Source organism: Escherichia sp. E1V33, from assembly GCF_004211955.1.
Taxonomy (GTDB): Bacteria; Pseudomonadota; Gammaproteobacteria; order Enterobacterales; family Enterobacteriaceae; genus Escherichia.
Genome location: NZ_RHJI01000033.1, coordinates 1 through 19,812, shown reverse-complemented (window position 1 = coordinate 19,812; position 19,812 = coordinate 1). Strand labels below are relative to the sequence as shown.

General features: G+C 45.5%; 23 protein-coding genes and 1 tRNA gene. 21 read left to right on the top strand and 3 right to left on the bottom strand.

The window, feature by feature from the left end:
• Positions 1–50 precede the first annotated feature (50 nt).
• The 5 genes from dinB to prfH all read left to right on the top strand — a co-directional run bounded on the left by dinB (position 51) and on the right by prfH (position 3,929).
• Positions 51–1,106 carry a DNA polymerase IV gene (dinB, locus tag D9742_RS21790; RefSeq protein ID WP_001226166.1) on the top strand — a complete coding sequence of 352 codons (1,056 nt, stop codon included), beginning with the start codon at positions 51–53 and terminating at the stop codon, positions 1,104–1,106.
• Positions 1,107–1,157: 51 nt separating this feature from the next.
• Positions 1,158–1,451: a type I toxin-antitoxin system antitoxin YafN gene (yafN, locus tag D9742_RS21785; RefSeq protein ID WP_130238218.1), complete on the top strand. Its 294-nt coding sequence runs from the start codon at positions 1,158–1,160 to the stop codon at positions 1,449–1,451.
• Positions 1,452–1,482: 31 nt separating this feature from the next.
• Positions 1,483–1,935: a GNAT family N-acetyltransferase gene (locus D9742_RS21780; RefSeq protein ID WP_130238258.1), complete on the top strand. Its 453-nt coding sequence runs from the start codon at positions 1,483–1,485 to the stop codon at positions 1,933–1,935.
• 243 nt (positions 1,936–2,178) lie between these two features.
• Positions 2,179–3,318, top strand: a complete 1,140-nt coding sequence (locus D9742_RS21775) for an RNA ligase RtcB family protein (RefSeq protein ID WP_205712881.1) — start codon at positions 2,179–2,181, stop codon at positions 3,316–3,318.
• Positions 3,315–3,929, top strand: coding sequence for a peptide chain release factor H (prfH, locus tag D9742_RS21770; RefSeq protein WP_130238216.1), 615 nt, complete (start codon positions 3,315–3,317; stop codon positions 3,927–3,929). The genes D9742_RS21775 and prfH overlap by 4 nt, the downstream gene beginning before the upstream one ends.
• 56 nt (positions 3,930–3,985) lie before the next feature.
• Here the strand turns inward: prfH and pepD are convergent, their stop codons facing one another.
• On the bottom strand, positions 3,986–5,443 hold the full coding sequence (gene pepD / locus D9742_RS21765) for a cytosol nonspecific dipeptidase (protein ID WP_001293002.1): 1,458 nt from the start codon (positions 5,441–5,443) through the stop codon (positions 3,986–3,988).
• Between the two features lie 260 nt (positions 5,444–5,703).
• Between pepD and gpt the strand changes: the two genes are divergently transcribed.
• The 3 genes from gpt to crl all read left to right on the top strand — a co-directional run bounded on the left by gpt (position 5,704) and on the right by crl (position 7,958).
• Positions 5,704–6,162, top strand: coding sequence for a xanthine phosphoribosyltransferase (gene gpt / locus D9742_RS21760; protein ID WP_001291990.1), 459 nt, complete (start codon positions 5,704–5,706; stop codon positions 6,160–6,162).
• Between the two features lie 92 nt (positions 6,163–6,254).
• Entirely contained in the window at positions 6,255–7,499 is a 1,245-nt protein-coding gene (frsA, locus tag D9742_RS21755; RefSeq protein ID WP_130238215.1) for an esterase FrsA, read from the top strand.
• A gap of 57 nt (positions 7,500–7,556) precedes the next feature.
• Positions 7,557–7,958: a sigma factor-binding protein Crl gene (crl, locus tag D9742_RS21750; RefSeq protein WP_130238214.1), complete on the top strand. Its 402-nt coding sequence runs from the start codon at positions 7,557–7,559 to the stop codon at positions 7,956–7,958.
• Positions 7,959–7,996: 38 nt separating this feature from the next.
• Here the strand turns inward: crl and phoE are convergent, their stop codons facing one another.
• Positions 7,997–9,052, bottom strand: a complete 1,056-nt coding sequence (phoE, locus tag D9742_RS21745) for a phosphoporin PhoE (protein WP_130238213.1) — start codon at positions 9,050–9,052, stop codon at positions 7,997–7,999.
• A gap of 287 nt (positions 9,053–9,339) precedes the next feature.
• Here phoE and proB point away from each other — a divergent pair, with 287 nt between their 5' ends.
• From proB to D9742_RS23200, 4 genes are all read left to right on the top strand, one after another.
• Positions 9,340–10,443, top strand: a complete 1,104-nt coding sequence (gene proB / locus D9742_RS21740; RefSeq protein ID WP_001285288.1) for a glutamate 5-kinase — start codon at positions 9,340–9,342, stop codon at positions 10,441–10,443.
• 11 nt (positions 10,444–10,454) lie between these two features.
• Positions 10,455–11,708, top strand: a complete 1,254-nt coding sequence (gene proA, locus D9742_RS21735; RefSeq protein ID WP_130238212.1) for a glutamate-5-semialdehyde dehydrogenase — start codon at positions 10,455–10,457, stop codon at positions 11,706–11,708.
• A gap of 114 nt (positions 11,709–11,822) precedes the next feature.
• Positions 11,823–11,898 (top strand) — tRNA-Thr (locus tag D9742_RS21730).
• Between the two features lie 606 nt (positions 11,899–12,504).
• A complete protein-coding gene (locus D9742_RS23200; protein WP_000788776.1) occupies positions 12,505–12,657 on the top strand; it encodes a hypothetical protein in 153 nt (50 codons plus the stop codon).
• A gap of 566 nt (positions 12,658–13,223) precedes the next feature.
• On the opposite strand, the gene D9742_RS21720 is transcribed toward D9742_RS23200, so the two are convergent.
• A complete protein-coding gene (locus tag D9742_RS21720) occupies positions 13,224–13,763 on the bottom strand; it encodes a recombinase family protein (RefSeq protein WP_033560634.1) in 540 nt (179 codons plus the stop codon).
• 2,015 nt (positions 13,764–15,778) lie between these two features.
• Here D9742_RS21720 and D9742_RS21710 point away from each other — a divergent pair.
• The 9 genes from D9742_RS21710 to D9742_RS21675 all read left to right on the top strand — a co-directional run.
• On the top strand, positions 15,779–15,967 hold the full coding sequence (locus D9742_RS21710) for a hypothetical protein (RefSeq protein WP_024215448.1): 189 nt from the start codon (positions 15,779–15,781) through the stop codon (positions 15,965–15,967).
• A 19-nt stretch (positions 15,968–15,986) separates the two neighbouring features.
• On the top strand, positions 15,987–16,157 hold the full coding sequence (locus D9742_RS23195; protein ID WP_000005469.1) for a hypothetical protein: 171 nt from the start codon (positions 15,987–15,989) through the stop codon (positions 16,155–16,157).
• Positions 16,158–16,211: 54 nt separating this feature from the next.
• Positions 16,212–16,880, top strand: coding sequence for a helix-turn-helix domain-containing protein (locus D9742_RS21705; protein ID WP_089638754.1), 669 nt, complete (start codon positions 16,212–16,214; stop codon positions 16,878–16,880).
• A gap of 11 nt (positions 16,881–16,891) precedes the next feature.
• Positions 16,892–17,170 carry a hypothetical protein gene (locus tag D9742_RS21700; RefSeq protein WP_024215446.1) on the top strand — a complete coding sequence of 93 codons (279 nt, stop codon included), beginning with the start codon at positions 16,892–16,894 and terminating at the stop codon, positions 17,168–17,170.
• 129 nt (positions 17,171–17,299) lie between these two features.
• Positions 17,300–17,710: a hypothetical protein gene (locus tag D9742_RS21695; RefSeq protein WP_001403519.1), complete on the top strand. Its 411-nt coding sequence runs from the start codon at positions 17,300–17,302 to the stop codon at positions 17,708–17,710.
• 1 nt (position 17,711) lies between these two features.
• Complete coding sequence (locus D9742_RS21690; protein ID WP_130238211.1) at positions 17,712–18,050, top strand: hypothetical protein; 339 nt, start codon at positions 17,712–17,714, stop codon at positions 18,048–18,050.
• Positions 18,051–18,383: 333 nt separating this feature from the next.
• Positions 18,384–18,596, top strand: a complete 213-nt coding sequence (locus D9742_RS21685; protein WP_024233086.1) for a hypothetical protein — start codon at positions 18,384–18,386, stop codon at positions 18,594–18,596.
• Positions 18,593–18,955, top strand: a complete 363-nt coding sequence (locus D9742_RS21680) for a hypothetical protein (protein ID WP_000582631.1) — start codon at positions 18,593–18,595, stop codon at positions 18,953–18,955. The genes D9742_RS21685 and D9742_RS21680 overlap by 4 nt, the downstream gene beginning before the upstream one ends.
• 18 nt (positions 18,956–18,973) lie before the next feature.
• Positions 18,974–19,812: major capsid protein (locus D9742_RS21675; protein ID WP_130238210.1), on the top strand; the 839-nt coding region annotated here is incomplete at its 3' end.

Here is a 19,812-nt window from a genome sequence, read left to right as displayed (position 1 = left end):
TCTCAAACCCTGAAATCACTGTATACTTTACCAGTGTTGAGAGGTGAGTAATGCGTAAAATCATTCATGTGGATATGGACTGCTTTTTCGCCGCAGTGGAGATGCGCGACAATCCCGCCCTGCGCGATATCCCTATTGCTATTGGCGGCAGCCGCGAACGTCGGGGGGTGATCAGCACCGCCAATTATCCCGCGCGTAAATTTGGCGTACGCAGCGCTATGCCGACAGGGATGGCGCTCAAATTATGCCCACATCTCACCTTGCTTCCGGGGCGCTTTGACGCCTACAAAGAAGCCTCAAATCATATCCGTGAAATCTTCTCGCGCTACACCTCTCGCATTGAGCCGTTGTCACTGGATGAGGCTTATCTCGATGTCACCGACAGCGTCCATTGCCACGGTTCTGCGACCCTCATTGCCCAGGAAATCCGCCAGACGATTTTCAACGAGCTGCAACTGACGGCGTCTGCGGGCGTTGCGCCGGTAAAGTTTCTCGCCAAAATCGCCTCCGACATGAATAAACCCAACGGCCAGTTTGTGATTACTCCGGCAGAAGTTCCGGCATTTCTGCAAACCTTACCGCTGGCAAAAATCCCCGGCGTCGGCAAAGTCTCGGCGGCAAAACTGGAAGCGATGGGGCTGCGGACCTGCGGTGATGTACAAAAGTGTGATCTGGTGACGTTGCTTAAACGTTTTGGCAAATTTGGCCGCATTTTGTGGGAGCGTAGTCAGGGGATTGACGAACGCGACGTTAACAGCGAACGGTTGCGAAAATCCGTCGGCGTGGAACGCACGATGGCGGAAGATATTCATCACTGGTCTGAATGTGAAGCGATTATCGAGCGGCTGTATCCGGAACTTGAACGCCGTCTGGCAAAGGTGAAACCTGATTTACTGATTGCTCGCCAGGGGGTGAAATTAAAGTTCGACGATTTTCAGCAAACCACTCAGGAGCACGTCTGGCCGCGACTGAATAAAGCTGACTTAATCGCCACCGCGCGTAAAACCTGGGATGAACGTCGCGGCGGGCGAGGTGTGCGACTGGTGGGGCTGCATGTGACGTTGCTTGACCCGCAAATGGAAAGGCAACTGGTGTTGGGATTATGATGTATACTATTATGTATATTCTGGTGTGCATTATTATGAGGGTATCACTGTATGCATCGAATTCTCGCTGAAAAATCGGTCAATATCACTGAGTTACGTAAAAATCCAGCAAAATACTTTATTGATCAACCGGTTGCGGTTCTTTCTAATAATCGCCCCGCAGGATATCTCTTAAGTGCCAGCGCATTCGAAGCGTTAATGGACATGCTTGCTGAACAAGAGGAGAAAAAGCCCATAAAGGCGCGCTTCCGTCCGAGTGCTGCAAGATTAGAGGAAATTACACGCCGCGCTGAACAATATCTTAATGATATGACGGATGAAGATTTCAATGACTTTAAGGAATAAGGATGCGGGTATTCAAAACAAAACTTATATTATGAATAACATACAAATAAGAGACTATCAGTCTGGCGATTTTCAGCAACTATGCGCTATTTTCCTTAGAGCGATTACGATGACCGCCAGTCAGCATTATTCACCACAACAAATTGCCGCCTGGGCGCAGATTGACGAATCTCGCTGGAAGGAGAAACTCGCGAAATCACAAGTGCGGGTTGCAGTCATTAATGCACAACCGGTCGGCTTTATTACCTGCGTTGAACATTATATCGATATGTTATTTGTTGACCCTGAATACACCCGCCGTGGGGTTGCCAGCGCTTTGTTAAAACCTTTGATTAAGTCTGAATCCGAACTTACGGTAGATGCCAGCATAACTGCAAAACCCTTTTTTGAACGTTATGGTTTTCAGACAGTTAAGCAGCAGCGCGTTGAATGCCGGGGAGCGTGGTTTACTAATTTTTATATGCGATATAAACAGCAACATTAAATCCAGCTTGCAATGAAAATAACGCAAGTCTAGTATGTGCGCGTTTTCTCATTCCACAAACTGCAAGGAGGTAAATCATGACAAATCCTTTATCAATGACTCTTTGCAGACCTTTCCAGGATTAATTCTTTTTTTCTTGCCCTGGATTCGTCTGCCATTTCCTGATTTTTTAATTGTTACTCTCAATAATTCGAGTCGCAGTACATGCAACTTGAAGTATGACGAGTATAAATGGAATGGTACATGGGCAAATATATTCGTCCCTTATCCGATGTGGTATTTACCATCGCATCTGATGACCTGTGGATCGAAAGTTCAGCGATCCAACAATTACACACCACGGCAAAACTTCCCGATATGCAACGCGTTGTGGGAATGCCTGATTTACACCCCGGACGCGGCTATCCGATTGGCGCAGCGTTCTTCTCTGTTGGTCGTTTTTACCCGGCACTGGTCGGCAATGATATCGGCTGCGGCATGGCGCTATGGCAAACAGATATTCTCGCTCGCAAATACAACGCCGATAAGTTTGAAAAGCGATTATCAGATCTGGATGACGTTGCTGAAGAAAGCTGGCCGGAGGAAAACCTGCCGTCAGCATTTGCACAGCATCCGTGGCGCAACTCGCTTAGCTCCATCGGTGGCGGCAATCACTTCGCAGAACTGCAACAAGTTGATCAAATTATCGACGCGGAACTGTTTGCACTGGCAGGTCTGGATGCACAGCATCTGCAACTGCTGGTTCATAGCGGCTCGCGTGGTTTGGGGCAGTCTATTTTACAGCGGCATATTGCCTCGTTTTCGCATCATGGTTTGTCTGAAGGCAGTGACGACGCGCTACGGTATATTGCGGAACATGACGATGCGCTGGCGTTTGCGCGTGTTAATCGCCAGATGATCGCTTTGCGCATAATGCAACAGGTGAAAGCCAAGGGAAGTCCTGTTCTGGATGTGGCGCATAACTTTGTTAGCGCGTGTCAAATCGGCGATCAACAGGGCTGGTTGCATCGTAAAGGTGCCACGCCAGATGACAACGGTCTGGTGATTATTCCCGGTTCACGCGGTGATTACTCCTGGCTGGTTAAGCCTGTTGCGAACGAAAAAACGCTCCACTCGCTGGCGCATGGGGCAGGGCGTAAATGGGGGCGCACCGAGTGTAAAGGGCGTCTGGCAGCGAAATACACGGCGACGCACCTCTCGCGTACTGAACTTGGCAGTCGGGTAATTTGTCGCGATAAACAACTCATCTTTGAAGAAGCGCCACAAGCCTATAAATCGGCTGAAAGCGTGGTGCAATGTCTGGTGCTGGCTGGGTTAATTATTCCTGTCGCGCGACTGCGTCCGGTGCTAACGCTCAAAAACAGTGGAGGGAAAAAAGGATGATCTTGCTACAACTCTCCTCTGCTCAGGGGCCGGAAGAATGTTGTCTCGCAGTGAAAAAGGCGCTGGACATGCTGATTAAAGAAGCTGCCCGACAAGACGTCACGGTAACAGTGCTGGAAACAGAAACGGGCCGTTACTCTGACACGCTGCGTTCAGCGCTGGTTTCTCTGGATGGTGACAACGCATGGGCATTAAGCGAAAGCTGGTGCGGCACTATTCAGTGGATTTGTCCGAGTCCGTATCGGCCTCATCATGGACGCAAAAACTGGTTTCTGGGCATTGGGCGTTTTACTGCTGATGAGCAGGAGCAATCCAACGCGGTCCGTTATGAGACACTGCGTTCGTCGGGGCCGGGCGGTCAACATGTCAATAAAACCGACTCGGCGGTACGCGCCACGCATCTGGCTACCGGGATTAGCGTGAAGGTTCAGTCAGAGCGCAGCCAGCATGCCAACAAACGGCTGGCGCGATTGCTGATTGCCTGGAAGCTGGAGCAACAGCAACAGGAAAATAGCGCGGTGCTGAAATCACAGCGGCGAATGTTCCATCACCAGATTGAACGTGGCAATCCGCGACGAACGTTTACAGGGATGGCTTTTATCGAAGGATAATGAAGGATGAAACTGCCGGAAGGCGATTAAACGCCATCCGGCAGCAAATCAAATAATTACTTCGCCGGAATTTCTTTCAGCAGTTCAGTCAGCAGTGTCCAGTAATGGCCAACGCTTTCGATGTGAACTTGTTCATCCGGGGAGTGTGGACCGGTGATAGTTGGCCCGATAGAAACCATGTCCATTTCCGGATACGGTTTTTTGAACAGACCACATTCCAGGCCCGCGTGGATAATCTGGATGTTCGGCGTCTTGTTGAACAGACGCTGATAGGTTTCACGTACCAGATGCATCACCGGAGAGTTTGCGTCCGGCTGCCAGCCTGGGTATGCGCCTTTCGCTTCGGTTTTCGCGCCAGCCAGTTTACCCAGCGAATCCAGCATGCTCACCACGTAGTCTTTACCGCTGTCGATCAGAGAACGGATCAGACAGTGAATTTCTACGTTATTGTCAGTCATGGTCACTACACCGACGTTCAGGGAGGTTTCAACCACTCCTTTGGCTACATCGGAGTTACGGATAACGCCGTTCGGGGTGGCGTTCAGCAGACGAATAAAGGTATCGCGAGATTTCGCAATCAGGGCAGCTTTGTCGTTCGCTACAGAGTCCAGCAGTAATGCCAGATTCTTCTCTTTTTCTGCCAGCTCGTTTTTCAGGATGTCCTGATAGGTATTCACCAGAGATTTCAGGGCGTCGACTTTATCAGCGGCGACAGCAATGGTCGCAAAGGCTTCACGCGGGATGGCGTTACGCAGTGTGCCGCCGTTGAAATCGATAAGGCGCAGATCCAGTTCTTCCGCATGACCCGCCAGGAAGCGCACCAGCAGTTTGTTGGCATTACCCAGGCCAACGTGGATTTCACCGCCGGAGTGACCGCCTTTCAGACCTTTTAAGGTTAACTTGAAGGTTTCAAAACCAGCTGGAACCGCTTCACGATCTAAATGCAGGTTGGAGGTGAAGTCGATACCCCCCGCGCAACCCATGTAGATTTCACCTTCTTCTTCGGAGTCGGTGTTAATCAGAATATCAGCCTGCAACCAGTTGCTCTGTAAGCCAAAAGCACCGTCCATACCGGCTTCTTCGGTCATGGTCAGCAGCACTTCCAGCGGACCGTGAACCACGTTTTCGTCAGCAAGAACCGCCAGCGCAGACGCCATACCAATACCGTTATCTGCGCCCAGTGTGGTGCCGCGCGCTTTAACCCATTCGCCATCAATATATGGCTGGATAGGATCTTTAGTGAAGTCATGCACGGTGTCGTTATTTTTCTGCGGCACCATATCGAGGTGAGCCTGCAAGACAACCGGTTTACGGTTTTCCATACCTGCGGTGGCAGGTTTACGAATCAGGATATTCCCCACTTGATCGCGTTCGACGTGGAAACCTTTCTCTTTTGCCCAACCTACAATGTATTCAGCGAGTTGCTCTTCGTGGTAGGACGGGTGAGGAATAGAACAGATTTTTGCAAAGATATCCCACAGCGGCTGTGGAGATAATTGAGACAGTTCAGACACGTTAAGTCTCCTTGTCGATCACCCGCAAAACAGTATTGCAGGTCACAGGGTTAGCAGAAAATGTTGTCAGCACAAGTCAGGCTTGCGAGATATGTTTGAGAATACCACTTTATCCAGCGACAGGTAGTAGCAGTGCGTAAAAAGACGCGGACTTATGTGAAATACTGGTTTTTAGTGCGCCAGATCTCTATAATCTCGCGCAACCTATTTTCCCCTCGAACACTTTTTAAGCCGTAGATAAACAGGCTGGGACACTTCACATGAGCGAAAAATACATCGTCACCTGGGACATGTTGCAGATCCATGCACGTAAACTGGCAAGCCGCCTGATGCCTTCTGAACAGTGGAAAGGCATTATTGCCGTTAGCCGTGGCGGTCTGGTACCGGGAGCATTACTGGCGCGTGAACTGGGTATTCGTCATGTCGATACCGTATGTATTTCCAGCTACGATCACGATAACCAGCGCGAACTGAAAGTACTGAAGCGCGCGGAAGGCGATGGTGAAGGCTTTATCGTCATTGATGACCTGGTAGATACCGGTGGTACTGCGGTGGCGATTCGTGAAATGTATCCTAAAGCACACTTTGTGACTATCTTCGCGAAACCGGCTGGTCGTCCACTGGTAGATGATTATGTGGTTGATATCCCACAAGATACCTGGATTGAGCAGCCGTGGGATATGGGCGTTGTGTTTGTTCCGCCTATCTCTGGTCGCTGATTTTTTAAACGCCTGGCAATGCCAGGCGTTGTTCTTTTTAACTTCAGGCAGGGTACAATAGCGTCCAGTAAGTATTCCTGGAGGTTGCATCAATGACACAGGCTAACCTGAGTGAAACCCTGTTTAAACCCCGCTTTAAACACCCTGAAACCTCGACGCTTGTCCGCCGCTTTAATCACGGTGCACAACCACCTGTGCAATCGGCCCTCGATGGCAAAACTATTCCTCACTGGTATCGCATGATTAACCGCCTGATGTGGATCTGGCGCGGCGTTGATCCGCGTGAAATCCTCGATGTCCAGGCGCGTATCGTGATGAGTGATGCCGAACGTACCGATAATGATTTATACGATACGGTAATTGGCTACCGTGGCGGCAACTGGATTTATGAGTGGGCCACTCAGGCGATGGAATGGCAACAGAAAGCATGTGCGCAAGAAGATCCGCAGATCAGCGGGCGTTACTGGCTGCATGCCGCCACACTATATAACATCGCCGCCTATCCCCATCTGAAAGGGGATGATCTGGCAGAGCAAGCGCAGGCATTAGCAAACCGAGCTTATGAAGAAGCGGCGCAGCGTCTGCCGGGCACCATGCGTCAGATGGAGTTCACCGTACCAGGTGGCTCGCCCATCACAGGCTTTTTGCATATGCCAAAAGGCGATGGCCCGTTCCCGACCGTATTAATGTGTGGTGGCCTGGATGCGATGCAGACTGACTATTACACCCTTTATGAACGTTATTTTGCGCCCCGTGGCATTGCGATGCTGACTATTGATATGCCCTCGGCCGGTTTTTCCTCGAAGTGGAAACTCACCCAGGATTCCAGCCTGCTGCACCAACACGTCTTAAAAGCGCTACCTAATGTGCCGTGGGTAGATCACACGCGCGTCGCAGCCTTTGGTTTCCGTTTTGGTGCTAACGTTGCTGTACGCCTGGCTTATCTCGAGGCATCACGTTTGAAAGCGGTGGCCTGTCTTGGCCCGGTGGTTCACACTTTGCTGAGTGATTTTAAGTGCCAGCAACAGGTGCCAGAAATGTATCTTGACGTTCTGGCAAGCCGACTGGGAATGCATGATGCTTCTGATGAAGCGTTGCGTGTTGAGCTGAATCGCTACTCATTAAAAGTGCAAGGATTGCTGGGGCGTCGTTGCCCAACGCCAATGTTATCAGGCTACTGGAAGAACGATCCGTTTAGCCCGGAAGAGGATTCACGCTTAATCACGTCGTCATCTGCTGATGGTAAATTATTAGAGATTCCGTTTAACCCCGTGTATCGGAATTTTGACAAGGCGCTTCAGGAAATCACCAACTGGATCGAAAAACGCTTGTGTTAAAAATTTGCTAAATTTTGTCAATTTGGTAAAACAGTTGCTTCACAACAGGAGATCGCAATGACGTTACCGAGTGGACACCCGAAAAGCAGATTGATCAAAAAATTTACCGCACTAGGCCCGTATATTCGTGAAGGTAAGTGCGAAGATAATCGATTCTTTTTCGATTGTCTGGCTGTATGCGTCAACGTGAAACCCGCGCCGGAAGTGCGTGAGTTTTGGGGCTGGTGGATGGAACTGGAAGCGCAGGAATCCCGTTTTACTTACAGTTACCAGTTTGGTCTGTTCGATAAAGCAGGTGACTGGAAGAGTGTTCCGGTAAACGACACTGAAGTGGTTGAACGACTGGAGCACACCCTGCGAGAGTTTCACGAGAAGCTGCGTGAGCTGTTGGTAACGTTGAATCTGAAACTGGAACCGGCGGATGATTTTCGTGACGAGCCGGTGAAGTTAACGGCGTGAGTGAAATGTGCCGGATGCATCACATCCGGCAATATTCATTAAAATTGATAGGTCATGCCAACCGCGACAATATCATCATTATTGATATTCAGCTTATTATCACTATCCAGTTGGTTGATTTTATAATCAATAAACGCTGACATATTTTTGTTGAAATAATAAGTGGCACCGACATCAATATAATTGACCAGATCCTCATCACCGATGCCCTCAATATCTTTCCCTTTCGATAAGACGTAACCCAGTGATGGACGCAAACCAAAGTCAAACTGGTATTGTGCGACCGCTTCAAAGTTCTGTGTCTTATTAGCAAAGCCGCCAGATATTGGCGTCATTTTGCGTGTTTCAGAATAGAAGGTGGCCAGATAAATATTATTAGCATCGTATTTCAGGCCCGTTGCCCACGCTTCTGCGCGCTTGCCCGTGCCACGGCTTTGCTGGTTCTGCTCGTTGGTGCGATCGGAGTTGGTATAGGCACCACTGATAGCGAAATCGCTGCCGCCAAAGTCATATGTCAATGACGTGCCGAAGCCATCGCCATTCTGCTTTTTCACATCTCGGTTTTCGTTTTTCCCTTGATATTGCAGGGTTAAGTTCAGGCCATCGATAACGCCGAAAAAGTCTGTGTTACGGTAAGTAGCCAGCCCGCTGGCGCGTTTGGTCATAAAGTTGTCGGTCTGCGCCGAGGAGTCGCCACCAAATTCCGGGAACATATCGGTCCAGGCTTCCACGTCATACAGCGCGCCCAGGTTACGACCATAGTCAAAAGACCCCAAATCTTTATATTTCAACCCGGCAAAAGCGAGACGCGTTTTTTGCTGTGCAGTATCACTCTCCGCTTTATTCCCGGCAAACTCCGCTTCCCAACGTCCATAACCAGTCAGTTGATCGTTAATTTGTGTTTCGCCTTTAAAACCAAAACGGATATAACTCTGGTCGCCATCTTTGCTGTCATTATCACTCATATAATGCATGGCTTTAACTTTGCCATAGATATCCAGTTTATTACCGTCTTTGTTATATATTTCTGCGGCCTGTACGGATGCAGATGCCACAATACCCATCACCACTAATGCCAGAGTGCTCTTTTTCATTTTCATTCCTGATTTTAATTAACGCGCGAATATTCAGCGGGAGAGCCCCGTTGAAAACAGGAAAGTTTTTAACCTGAGATTGTTAAAGATATATTACAGATTAATGATATTCTTAAAATGTGGTAATTTAGTAAATCTGTAATAAAAGCGTAAACAACTGCCGCTACGCTTGCTGATCCCGCGCAACAAAACACCATGCTTTGCTCGCAGATGGTTGGCAACCGACGACAGTCCTGCTAAAACGTTCGTTTGATATCATTTTTCCTAAAATTGAATGGCAGAGAATCATGAGTGACAGCCAGACGCTGGTGGTAAAACTCGGCACCAGTGTGCTAACAGGCGGATCGCGCCGCCTGAACCGTGCCCATATCGTTGAACTTGTTCGCCAGTGCGCGCAGCTACATGCCGCCGGGCATCGGATTGTAATTGTGACGTCGGGCGCGATCGCCGCCGGACGTGAGCACCTGGGTTACCCGGAACTGCCAGCGACTATCGCTTCAAAACAATTGCTGGCGGCGGTAGGGCAGAGTCGACTGATTCAACTGTGGGAACAGCTGTTTTCAATTTACGGCATTCATGTCGGGCAGATGCTGCTCACTCGTGCTGATATGGAAGATCGTGAACGTTTCCTGAACGCCCGCGATACCCTGCGTGCGCTGCTCGATAACAATATCGTTCCGGTAATTAATGAGAACGATGCTGTCGCTACGGCAGAGATTAAGGTCGGCGATAACGATAACCTTTCTGCGCTGGCGGCGATTCTGGCGGGTGCCGATAAACTGTTGCTGCTGACCGATCAAAAAGGTTTGTATACCGCAGACCCGCGCAGCAATCCGCAGGCAGAATTGATTAAAGATGTTTACGGCATTGATGACGCACTGCGCGCGATTGCCGGTGACAGCGTTTCAGGCCTCGGAACTGGCGGCATGAGTACCAAATTGCAGGCCGCTGACGTGGCTTGCCGTGCGGGTATCGACACCATTATTGCCGCGGGCAGCAAGCCGGGCGTCATTGGTGATGTGATGGAAGGCATTTCCGTCGGTACGCTGTTCCATGCCCAGGCGACTCCGCTTGAAAACCGTAAACGCTGGATTTTCGGTGCGCCGCCTGCGGGTGAAATCACGGTAGATGAAGGGGCAACCGCCGCCATTCTTGAACGCGGCAGCTCCCTGTTGCCGAAAGGCATTAAAAGCGTGACTGGCAATTTCTCGCGTGGTGAAGTTATCCGCATTTGTAACCTCGAAGGTCGTGATATTGCCCACGGCGTCAGTCGTTACAACAGCGATGCATTGCGCCGTATTGCCGGACACCACTCGCAAGAAATTGATGCAATACTGGGATATGAATATGGCCCGGTTGCCGTTCACCGTGATGACATGATTACCCGTTAAGGAGCAGGCTGATGCTGGAACAAATGGGCATTGCCGCGAAGCAAGCCTCGTATAAATTAGCGCAACTCTCCAGCCGCGAAAAAAATCGTGTGCTGGAGAAGATTGCTGATGAACTGGAAGCACAAAGCGAAAGCATCCTCAACGCTAACGCGCAGGATGTTGCTGACGCGCGTGCCAATGGTCTTAGCGAAGCGATGCTTGACCGTCTGGCTCTGACGCCCGCACGGCTGAAAGGCATTGCCGATGATGTGCGCCAGGTGTGCAACCTCGCCGATCCGGTGGGGCAGGTGATTGACGGCGGCGTGCTGGACAGCGGTCTGCGTCTGGAGCGTCGTCGCGTGCCGCTGGGGGTGATTGGCGTGATTTATGAAGCGCGCCCGAACGTGACGGTTGATGTCGCTTCGCTGTGCCTGAAAACCGGTAACGCAGTGATTCTACGTGGCGGTAAAGAAACCTGTCGCACTAACGCTGCAACGGTGGCAGTGATTCAGGACGCTCTGAAATCCTGCGGTTTACCGGCAGGCGCAGTACAGGCGATTGATAATCCGGATCGCGCACTGGTCAGTGAAATGCTGCGTATGGATAAATACATCGACATGCTAATCCCGCGCGGTGGCGCTGGCCTGCACAAGCTGTGCCGCGAACAGTCGACGATTCCGGTGATAACTGGTGGCATTGGCGTCTGCCATATTTACGTTGATGAAAGCGCAGAGATCGCTGAAGCATTGAAAGTGATCATCAACGCGAAAACTCAGCGTCCGAGCACCTGCAATACGGTTGAAACATTGCTGGTGAATAAAAACATTGCTGAAAGCTTCCTGCCCGCGTTAAGCAAGCAAATGGCTGAAAGCGGCGTGACATTACACGCAGATGCTGCCGCACTGGCGCAGTTACAGGCTGGCCCCGCGAAGGTGGTGGCAGTTAAAGCCGAAGAGTATGACGATGAATTTCTGTCATTAGATTTGAACGTCAAAATCGTCAGCGATCTGGACGACGCCATTGCCCATATTCGTGAACACGGCACGCAACACTCCGATGCAATCCTGACCCGCGATATGCGCAACGCCCAGCGTTTTGTTAACGAAGTGGATTCGTCCGCTGTTTACGTTAACGCCTCTACGCGTTTTACCGATGGCGGCCAGTTTGGTCTGGGAGCGGAAGTCGCGGTAAGCACACAAAAACTCCACGCGCGCGGCCCAATGGGGCTGGAAGCACTGACCACCTATAAGTGGATCGGCATTGGTGATTACACCATTCGTGCGTAAATAAAAACGGGTGATGCAAAAGTAGCCATTTGATTCACAAGGCCATTGACGCATCGCCCGGTTAGTTTTAACCTTGTCCACCGTGATTCACGTTCGTGAACATGTCCTTTCAGGGCCGATATAGCTCAGTTGGTAGAGCAGCGCATTCGTAATGCGAAGGTCGGAGGTTCGACTCCTCTTATCGGCACCATCAAGAAAATCAATAACTTAGCTTAACTTCTCTAAGAAATTGTATCTTCTGTTATCACTTACAAACGCCTATACGTTGTTATGGGCTTTGGTAGTGTAACACGTATGGGCGAGTAGTTCCCAGGCTCAACCTCGTAACAAGTTCCTTTGAAGCTGGAAGACGTGCCACCGTCTCTAAACCTTCTACCAAAACTCTTAGCAAGATGTTCCACACCTGGCGCGGTGTCCAATGATGCTACACGTCGTGAGACGTTGCAGAGGATAAACAGGCTAAATGATGGGAAGAGTTTTAAGTGCAATAGTGGATTAAAGCCCACCTCTTCAAAACCTAACTTGATCGGGAAAGAATCAAGCTCTAGCACGGTTTCGTCCACCGGAGTACAACGGGTGCCTGATAAGAGAAGAACTGCTAAGACTTCATAGCTTTTGTGAAAAAGCCCTTTTTAGTGGATACGCCTACGGCGCTTATTTTTTGGTATAACCATCAAAGGCGCTTTATGGCTCCTATTGTCTTGAAAATGTATCTTTACTTGTATTGTGTTTTATGCGTAGTCTCCCTGTGTAGTATGTAACTTGTTAATTTTCATATGAATACAGAGGCAACACGATGAAAAACATTGCAGCTATAAAACGTAATAACCGCAAGATTCACGCTCGTAAGTTCCTGTCTACGCCAGAGGGAAAAGCCTGGCTAGAGCGAAAGCAACGAGAGAACGAAGAAAGAAAACTCCTTAGTGAGTTGAAATGGCTTAAGGATTGAATCACCAGTAGGCGCATAACACATCCAGCGATCAAAGATGTGTTTATGCGCCTGATAGTGAAATTATTAAAGTCGTTTAGTTAATATCGCCATTGCTTGAGCAATAATTGCAACAGCGTCCATCTCTTCACTGGAAGCGATGCAAATGCGGTAACTAATAGCCACAACGAATACATCAATAACGAGAAAGTGAATAGTGTGAAGATGTTTTGAAAGTAAATGCATAACTTCCTCCGGTTTTACGATAGGAAGATTAGAACATGCATTAAATGATGTTACAAGGGTGGTAATTTACCCTAATAGTCTACTATTCACCTCAATCTACGTCAACCAATATTTGATGTAGATTTAATTTTCTTTTAAAAACAATGTGTTGCAATTTGTTGAATTTTGGGGTTAGGTTGTTTTTTGAACGTTTTCATCAAGTGTAAAGATACGTTTAGCCTTCATAGTGAGTTCAGTTACTGTCTTTTTCTCTGAAATCGGCGCATACGTGATCATCGCTTAACGAGAAGATCAGCGCCGTCAGGTCCACGCAGCGACAATTCTCAAATATCAAGGAGGCATTACGCCTCCTCTTCTTCCTTCTTGATACGTTGCACCGTTGAAGGAGCAACATTAAAGCTCTCGGCGGTTTTACGCACTGACACGCCAGCGGAAAGGGCTTTCTTTATACCTTCCCTATCTACTGCCTTCCCTTTACCACGCTTTGTAGGATTGACGGCTTGCGCTTCTCGTTTACGCTCTAACATCAGTTCACGTTCACACGTTGCAACTGCCGACAACATCGTAAGCATCATCTTTCCCATCGCGCTTGTAATGTCAGCAATGATTCCTTCTTTGTGAAATCGAACAATTACACCTCGATTATTAAGTTGTTCAACTAAAGCAAGGATGTCTAAGGTGTTACGTCCTAAACGGTCGAGAGAGTGCACGTGTAAGGTGTCGCCTTCTCTCAGATAGGCTAAACACGCTTGTAAGCCTGGGCGGTTAGTGTCTTTACCAGACAGCTTATCTTCAAAGACTTTATCGAGAGTTACTCCTGCAAGCTGGCGATCAGTGTTCTGATCTACAGTGCTCACACGCTTATAACCGATATTGCTCATAAAATCCTCTTAATGTGTCGATTTGGCACTACTTAAATGCAAATGAGTATACCGTATTCATTTGGTCTGTTTCAAGCCTTATGGGTACGGAATATTACACGATTTAGCTGTATTCATTTGGTATGCCTAATGGATACACAGGGGAATAGATTAAATGGTGTTCTGTTTATACAGGTTTATTTGTTAGATCAACAATTTGGCATTTCTAAACAGATGTTTGAACGTTGCCAAATGTCTTGACAACACAAGAAAAGGGCTTGCTATGCCACGCATTACACGAAATAAGGCTGTAAAAACAAAATAAATTTTAAAATTTGCACAAACGAGAAACTCGTTCGATAAATAATAGATTGCTTTTTAGCCAACAATTTATGATGGTGCTTTGTAAGCCGCACTACACAAGGCTTTGCGAAAGTGATGTAAAAGTGAAGAAATCTAACATTGCACTTTTAAAGCTACTTTTCATTGGATTTTTTAGTATGGAATTACACAGGAATAAGTTAGGGATATTCTATGATTTACACAGGGAATATAGGGGATTATGGCATTACACATAGAAAGGCATTACACAGAGTGCTATGTGACAAATGGATGTAACGAGAGGTTACATTCAGCTATCTGAAATGCTCTTTGTAAGAAAGTTGGTAGTAACGATATGTTACATAGACTAATTATTGAATGTAACGATATTACACATCGGTAGTAACGATATGTTACATCGACAGATGATTGGTAGTAACGGTAGGTCACTGTGAGCTACCCCCACAGAATTCTGTTACCCCTATCAAGTCTAACAGGGGTTTATAAAGAATAATAAACCGATGATACCCCTATCAATATTGATACCCCTATTAACTTTGATATGACTACCCCTATCAAGTCTGATACCCCTACCCCTATCAAAACTGATACCCGATAAGAATAAGTTAATAAGAATAATTAAATAATAATTAAATAATATTCTTTATATCTATATATATATGATTTTTTGCCTTCCGGCGTTAGCTTCACTCTCTGGCAAGCAGCCTTACTCCGCTACCTTTCGGGCTTCGTGGCTGGCCCGTTCCGCTCACACCGAAAGCAAAGCGTTACTTTCTTCGTGTAACTATCGTTGGCGGTAACGCCCACGAAGAAATACTATTGCGCTGTGCGCAGAAGAGTAATCACCTAACCAATCATACTGATTGCTTATGTGTTAACTCTTAATTACCCTCCTACATTTAATAACTCTCGTTATTCTCTGTAGTCGTGTAATTGTTTTCGGTGGAAAAGCCAGAGGCGACACCGAAAGAGAATTCTGATCTTATTAATCTTATCTATCTTAGTTATCTTACTTACTTTATCTACTTTATTATTAATAATATCTTTATAAGCTCTGTGTAGCTCTCTGACGCAAGAAACAGCATTCAGGAAGGGAATCACCTTAGAAAAGTGTTCTTTGCGTCATAATGTGTTTTATGAAGGATTCAGAGGTGTTTCATAACAGAGATGTATAGAGGATACTTTAGGTAATTAAAAATAAGGGGTCTAAATGCTTCTCTAACAGCATTAAGCAGGGTAGGGAATGGAAACGCATTGCCTACATATATAATCTCACTACAGGGCTTTACAGAACGTTTTATAAAGTGACTCTCTATCTTATATCTACCATCACCTTTTCATATACCTAACAAATACAAAATAAGCCCCTTAAATAAGCCTCTGGCGAGCTAAATAGCCATTACATAAGAGAATGTATTGCTTTTATCAAAATCTCGTTAGAACGCGTTTTAGAGCGTTTTAGCGGATAATGAAGAATAGCACTACACAGAAGAGCACGAATTGTTAAGCAAAATTATAACATGCTGAAAAAGATCGATTTTTTTCGAAAATGGTATTGACAAATGTTTCTTTATATGTAATAATAGGTATTAGAGGGACAGAAAACATTCTTCTCTAAATAATCAAAATCAATGCACTTTGAAGCCGTCAGGCTTGCAAGGTGTTTTTTCTTTTAACTGAATAAGGAGTTTTTTATGAAATGGTTTACACCGGAGCACGTCGTAGTGGCATTTAAAAAAGGTGAGTTATCTCGCCATCAAGTAGTAATGAATCGTAATATGGCAAGGAGTCGAGGTTATCCAGAGCGAGCAGCTTGCTTCAATGAAGCACTCAAGATTATTGATGAACTAAGAAAAAATGAAAAAGAATCTGAAACAGAGTAAAGAAGAGAAGGAGAAAACTATGAGCGAAACTACAGAAAAGAAAAGACAACCACGCACTTGCTTTCATATCCCTGATGAAGTATTTCAGGTGTTATTTAAAGAAGCCAGAAGTAGACGTATCACTGTCACAGATTACATTCTTGATATGTTGAAAAGAGAGGCTGAAACACTCTCAAATAAAAGCAAGTGATTTTTTATCACCATAGTAGCGCCGTAGAGCGTGATTACATCAAGGAGATTTTTAATGATTAAACATACAAAACCTTTTTTAGGAATAGATTATGACTTACTAGCAATCACTTCCCTGGTGATTAACGGCAAAACAAAAGAAGTAAAACTACACCATAAGATCATTTATTCTTATTTGTTAAGTTTATCTGGCACATACCAAAAGGTAACACCATCTTTGAAAGGTATTGGTGAGCGGTTAGGAGTAGGTACAGATCAGACGGTACGCCGTCATATCAAAGATCTTGTTTCTTTTGGTTGGTTGAAGATTGAGGAAAGGGCAGGTAGCACAAATGCTTATATTGTCCTTCCTTATGAACAAGAAGCCAAGACACAACAAGAAGCTACTGTTAAAGCTGTTCCTGATCAGCTTCCACCTACGGAAGATAATAAACAGCCTTCTTTTGATGTTCTTGATGATTGGGATGCGCCTTTGCCGTGGGAGACGGAAGAAACACCTGTTTCATCAAGTGAAAAGGTAGCTAATGATAATGAGGAGGATGTGTTAAAGAATTTTGCCTCTCTTATTATCAAGCAGAAGAATACTAGAACAGGAGGAGCATCATTTATAGAATTTGCAACATCGTTAGCCTATAAGCACAGGTTAAAGCTACCAAATGGTATTGAGGCATATTTTTCTAAGAATTACCCAAATGTGTATGATGACTTTGATATTCCATTTTAATAAGGAGGGTTATGATTCAATATTTAGTAAAAAATCAAGTAGACAGAATTCAGTGTAATGACACAGGAAAACGCATCTACGAAACACTTGCTTACCTCTATAAAGGAAAGCCAACACCGCTAAAATATAGCGATGTGTTACATCGAGCAGCTTGCTCTGAAGCTGGTTTAAAATTCTGGCTTAAACAGCTATCAAACTTCGGTGTTATAGAAATTAAAGAATTATCTTTCTCTACATTCAATCTCAAAAGACTAGATAAAGAAATAGAATTCATCTATTCCACTCTCTAAAATCTCTCTATGTAATTAAAATATAAAAGGAAAACATTATTATGATAGTAGCTATGTATTGGTTATTGTTCTTTCTCACGTTAGAAACATATTTCGGGGTGTTTTCCTTTAAAAGAAAAGGAAAAATAAATGGCAAAAAGAAAAAACAACGTTGTTAAGAAAATCGGTGATTCAGCTTCTCTTCTAAGTAAACCTAAATCTATTCTAAGACGCAAAGACTTTAAAGAGCTAGTTACGCTCACCAAGCATAATAGCGCCCCTGGCGAATGGAAAACAGAGATCATAGAACATTCTCCCTCTGTGCCTTGTGGAGATGAATTTAACGCCTTACAAGAAATCTTATCTTCAACACCTGGCGTATTCTGGAAACCTAGAAAAAGAAAAGAGTATATCGTTGATAGCTCTGATTTGCGCAAATACCAGATTTTAGGATTTGAAGACTATAACCATTATGTTGGTTATCTCGCCACCAATGGCCTAAATAACTTAGTTCCAGAATTCCAGATTTTAGATAATGCTGATCACTATGGAGACTTTTAATATGAACAAAAACACGTATGACACAATTTACTCACTAATTAATTATTATGAGGATGATTATCTCCTGCCTTTAAACCGCGCTGAACTTGAAGCATACAAAGAAAACACGCCAGCGGCACTAAATGAGGCGTTTAAACACTGGGATTTAGCTGTGAATGCCTTTGAGCACCTCTCTAAGCGTGTAGAGATGCTCTGTAAGCGCGAAAACGCATATCTAACAGCGGATCAGATATTTGAGCTATCAAACTGGATAGAAGATATTGAATCTGATGTTCGCTATGTGGGAGATGGCCTTGTCGAACTAGCTCAACGCTTAGGCGCTACTATCACAGAAGAATAAAAAAAGCAACAAAAAAGTTGTAAAATATCTTGACATTTCATATATTGTATGTTAATATAATTATATAGGGGTGATTATTTTTCCTTTATTGGTTCGATATTAAAAATTCTTCTTGTCGTTAAAGGGGAGTAAAATCTCCGCTCCCCGCTTCTCCTCCTTAAGTAAATACTGTGTCATTATTACCTCTTTTTTCCTTTGTTATGCATACATCTTGGAGTGTGCATAACATAGGGTAATTACAAAGGCGGCTTTAAATGCTGCCTTTTATTTTGCCCGTTATGCAACTTAAAAGTTGTATTTCTTACTTTAAACAAGGTAACAAGGTTTATATAAATGTTGTTCTTAAATGATAAAGAGCAAATCATCAAGTATAAAGATGAAATGCTGCGAATTAATCCACAAATTACCGAAATGGTAGCTAAATACGCTGGGTGTTCTGTCGAGGACGTAGAACGATGTGTTGAAAAATATTTTTCTCCTTCTTCTCCGTCTACACCTTCCCTTAATGAATTAATCAAATTAAAAGCTAAGGAGATTACTAAATGATTATTGATTTAGACACTCTGTTTCCAGTTCGAAAGACTTTCACAGATATTGTAAGTTATTGTACTGATCCGTTTGCCTCTGTAGAAAACAAGGTTTTTGCTTCTCTTCCTGCTGATGTTGAATGCGGAGACTTGATCACCAGCACTGGCGCTAAATATGAATCAGGAGATGATATCTATGTTGTTATGAGTGAATTTGTAACGGCTGGAGAAAACAAGCCTGTAGATGTGCTACGTAGCAATGCTGGGCTTGTATGCATCAAAGCTGATGCGCTGAATGCTGTAAGTGAAGCAGCAAAAACAGCATTAATTAAAAAAGGCTTCCAGCTTGAAGGGTTCCATTCTGTTTTCACTTCTTAATAAAAGGAATAATAATAAATGATTCTAGGTAATGATTACGTTGATTTAGCTCCTTTGTTCTCTGCGCATAGCACTAGAAACTATCTGCTTTCTACTCTCGACTTCACTGATCCGGTGGGCGTTAGTTCTCATAAAGTAGCTGTTTCCCAGCTTGTCGAAAGCAACGAATCTCTCTTTAACAAAGAGACAAGCCGTTTTAGTTCTGAACACAATGTTACTAAGCGAGAACAAGGTAAAGAATGGCTGATTGAAATCCCGTACTTTTTAAGGGAAGGCCTGATTGTCCCGGCAGACGTGCAAGGCAAACGTAAGCCTGGCACTGATTTTCAGGAAACACTCACTGATATCTATGCGGAATATATCGCTAAACACAATGTTGCATTCCAGCGTACTAAAGAGAGCGTGTTGGCTGCTTCCCTGTTTAGTGGTCGCACTTATACCCCGAAAACTGATGATGTTCTTATCGAGTGGGGCAAGCTGTTTAACGTATCAGCTATGAAAGCCACTGTGAACGCTTCCAGCACTGACACCACGAAGATTTTTAAAGAATTTGATCAGATTGCTACTGACATTATCGAAAAAGCACAAAGCCAGGCGGCTGCTGTAGAGCGTATTGTTGTTTTCTGTAAGCCGGAAGCCTTCTCTGCAATTCGATTCTCTGCGGGTATGGCAAACGCATTCCAGTATGTAAGCCCACTGGAAGAGGGAAACGTTGTGTATCAGCGTCGTGACCTGCTACCAGGAGTGACAGCGTTCACTATTCCAGGAACTAACATTGATGTTATTAAACTGGTAGATCCGCTACACCTGGCACATATGACCGCAGACGCTGTAGCTGTAAATAGACCCGTTTTAGT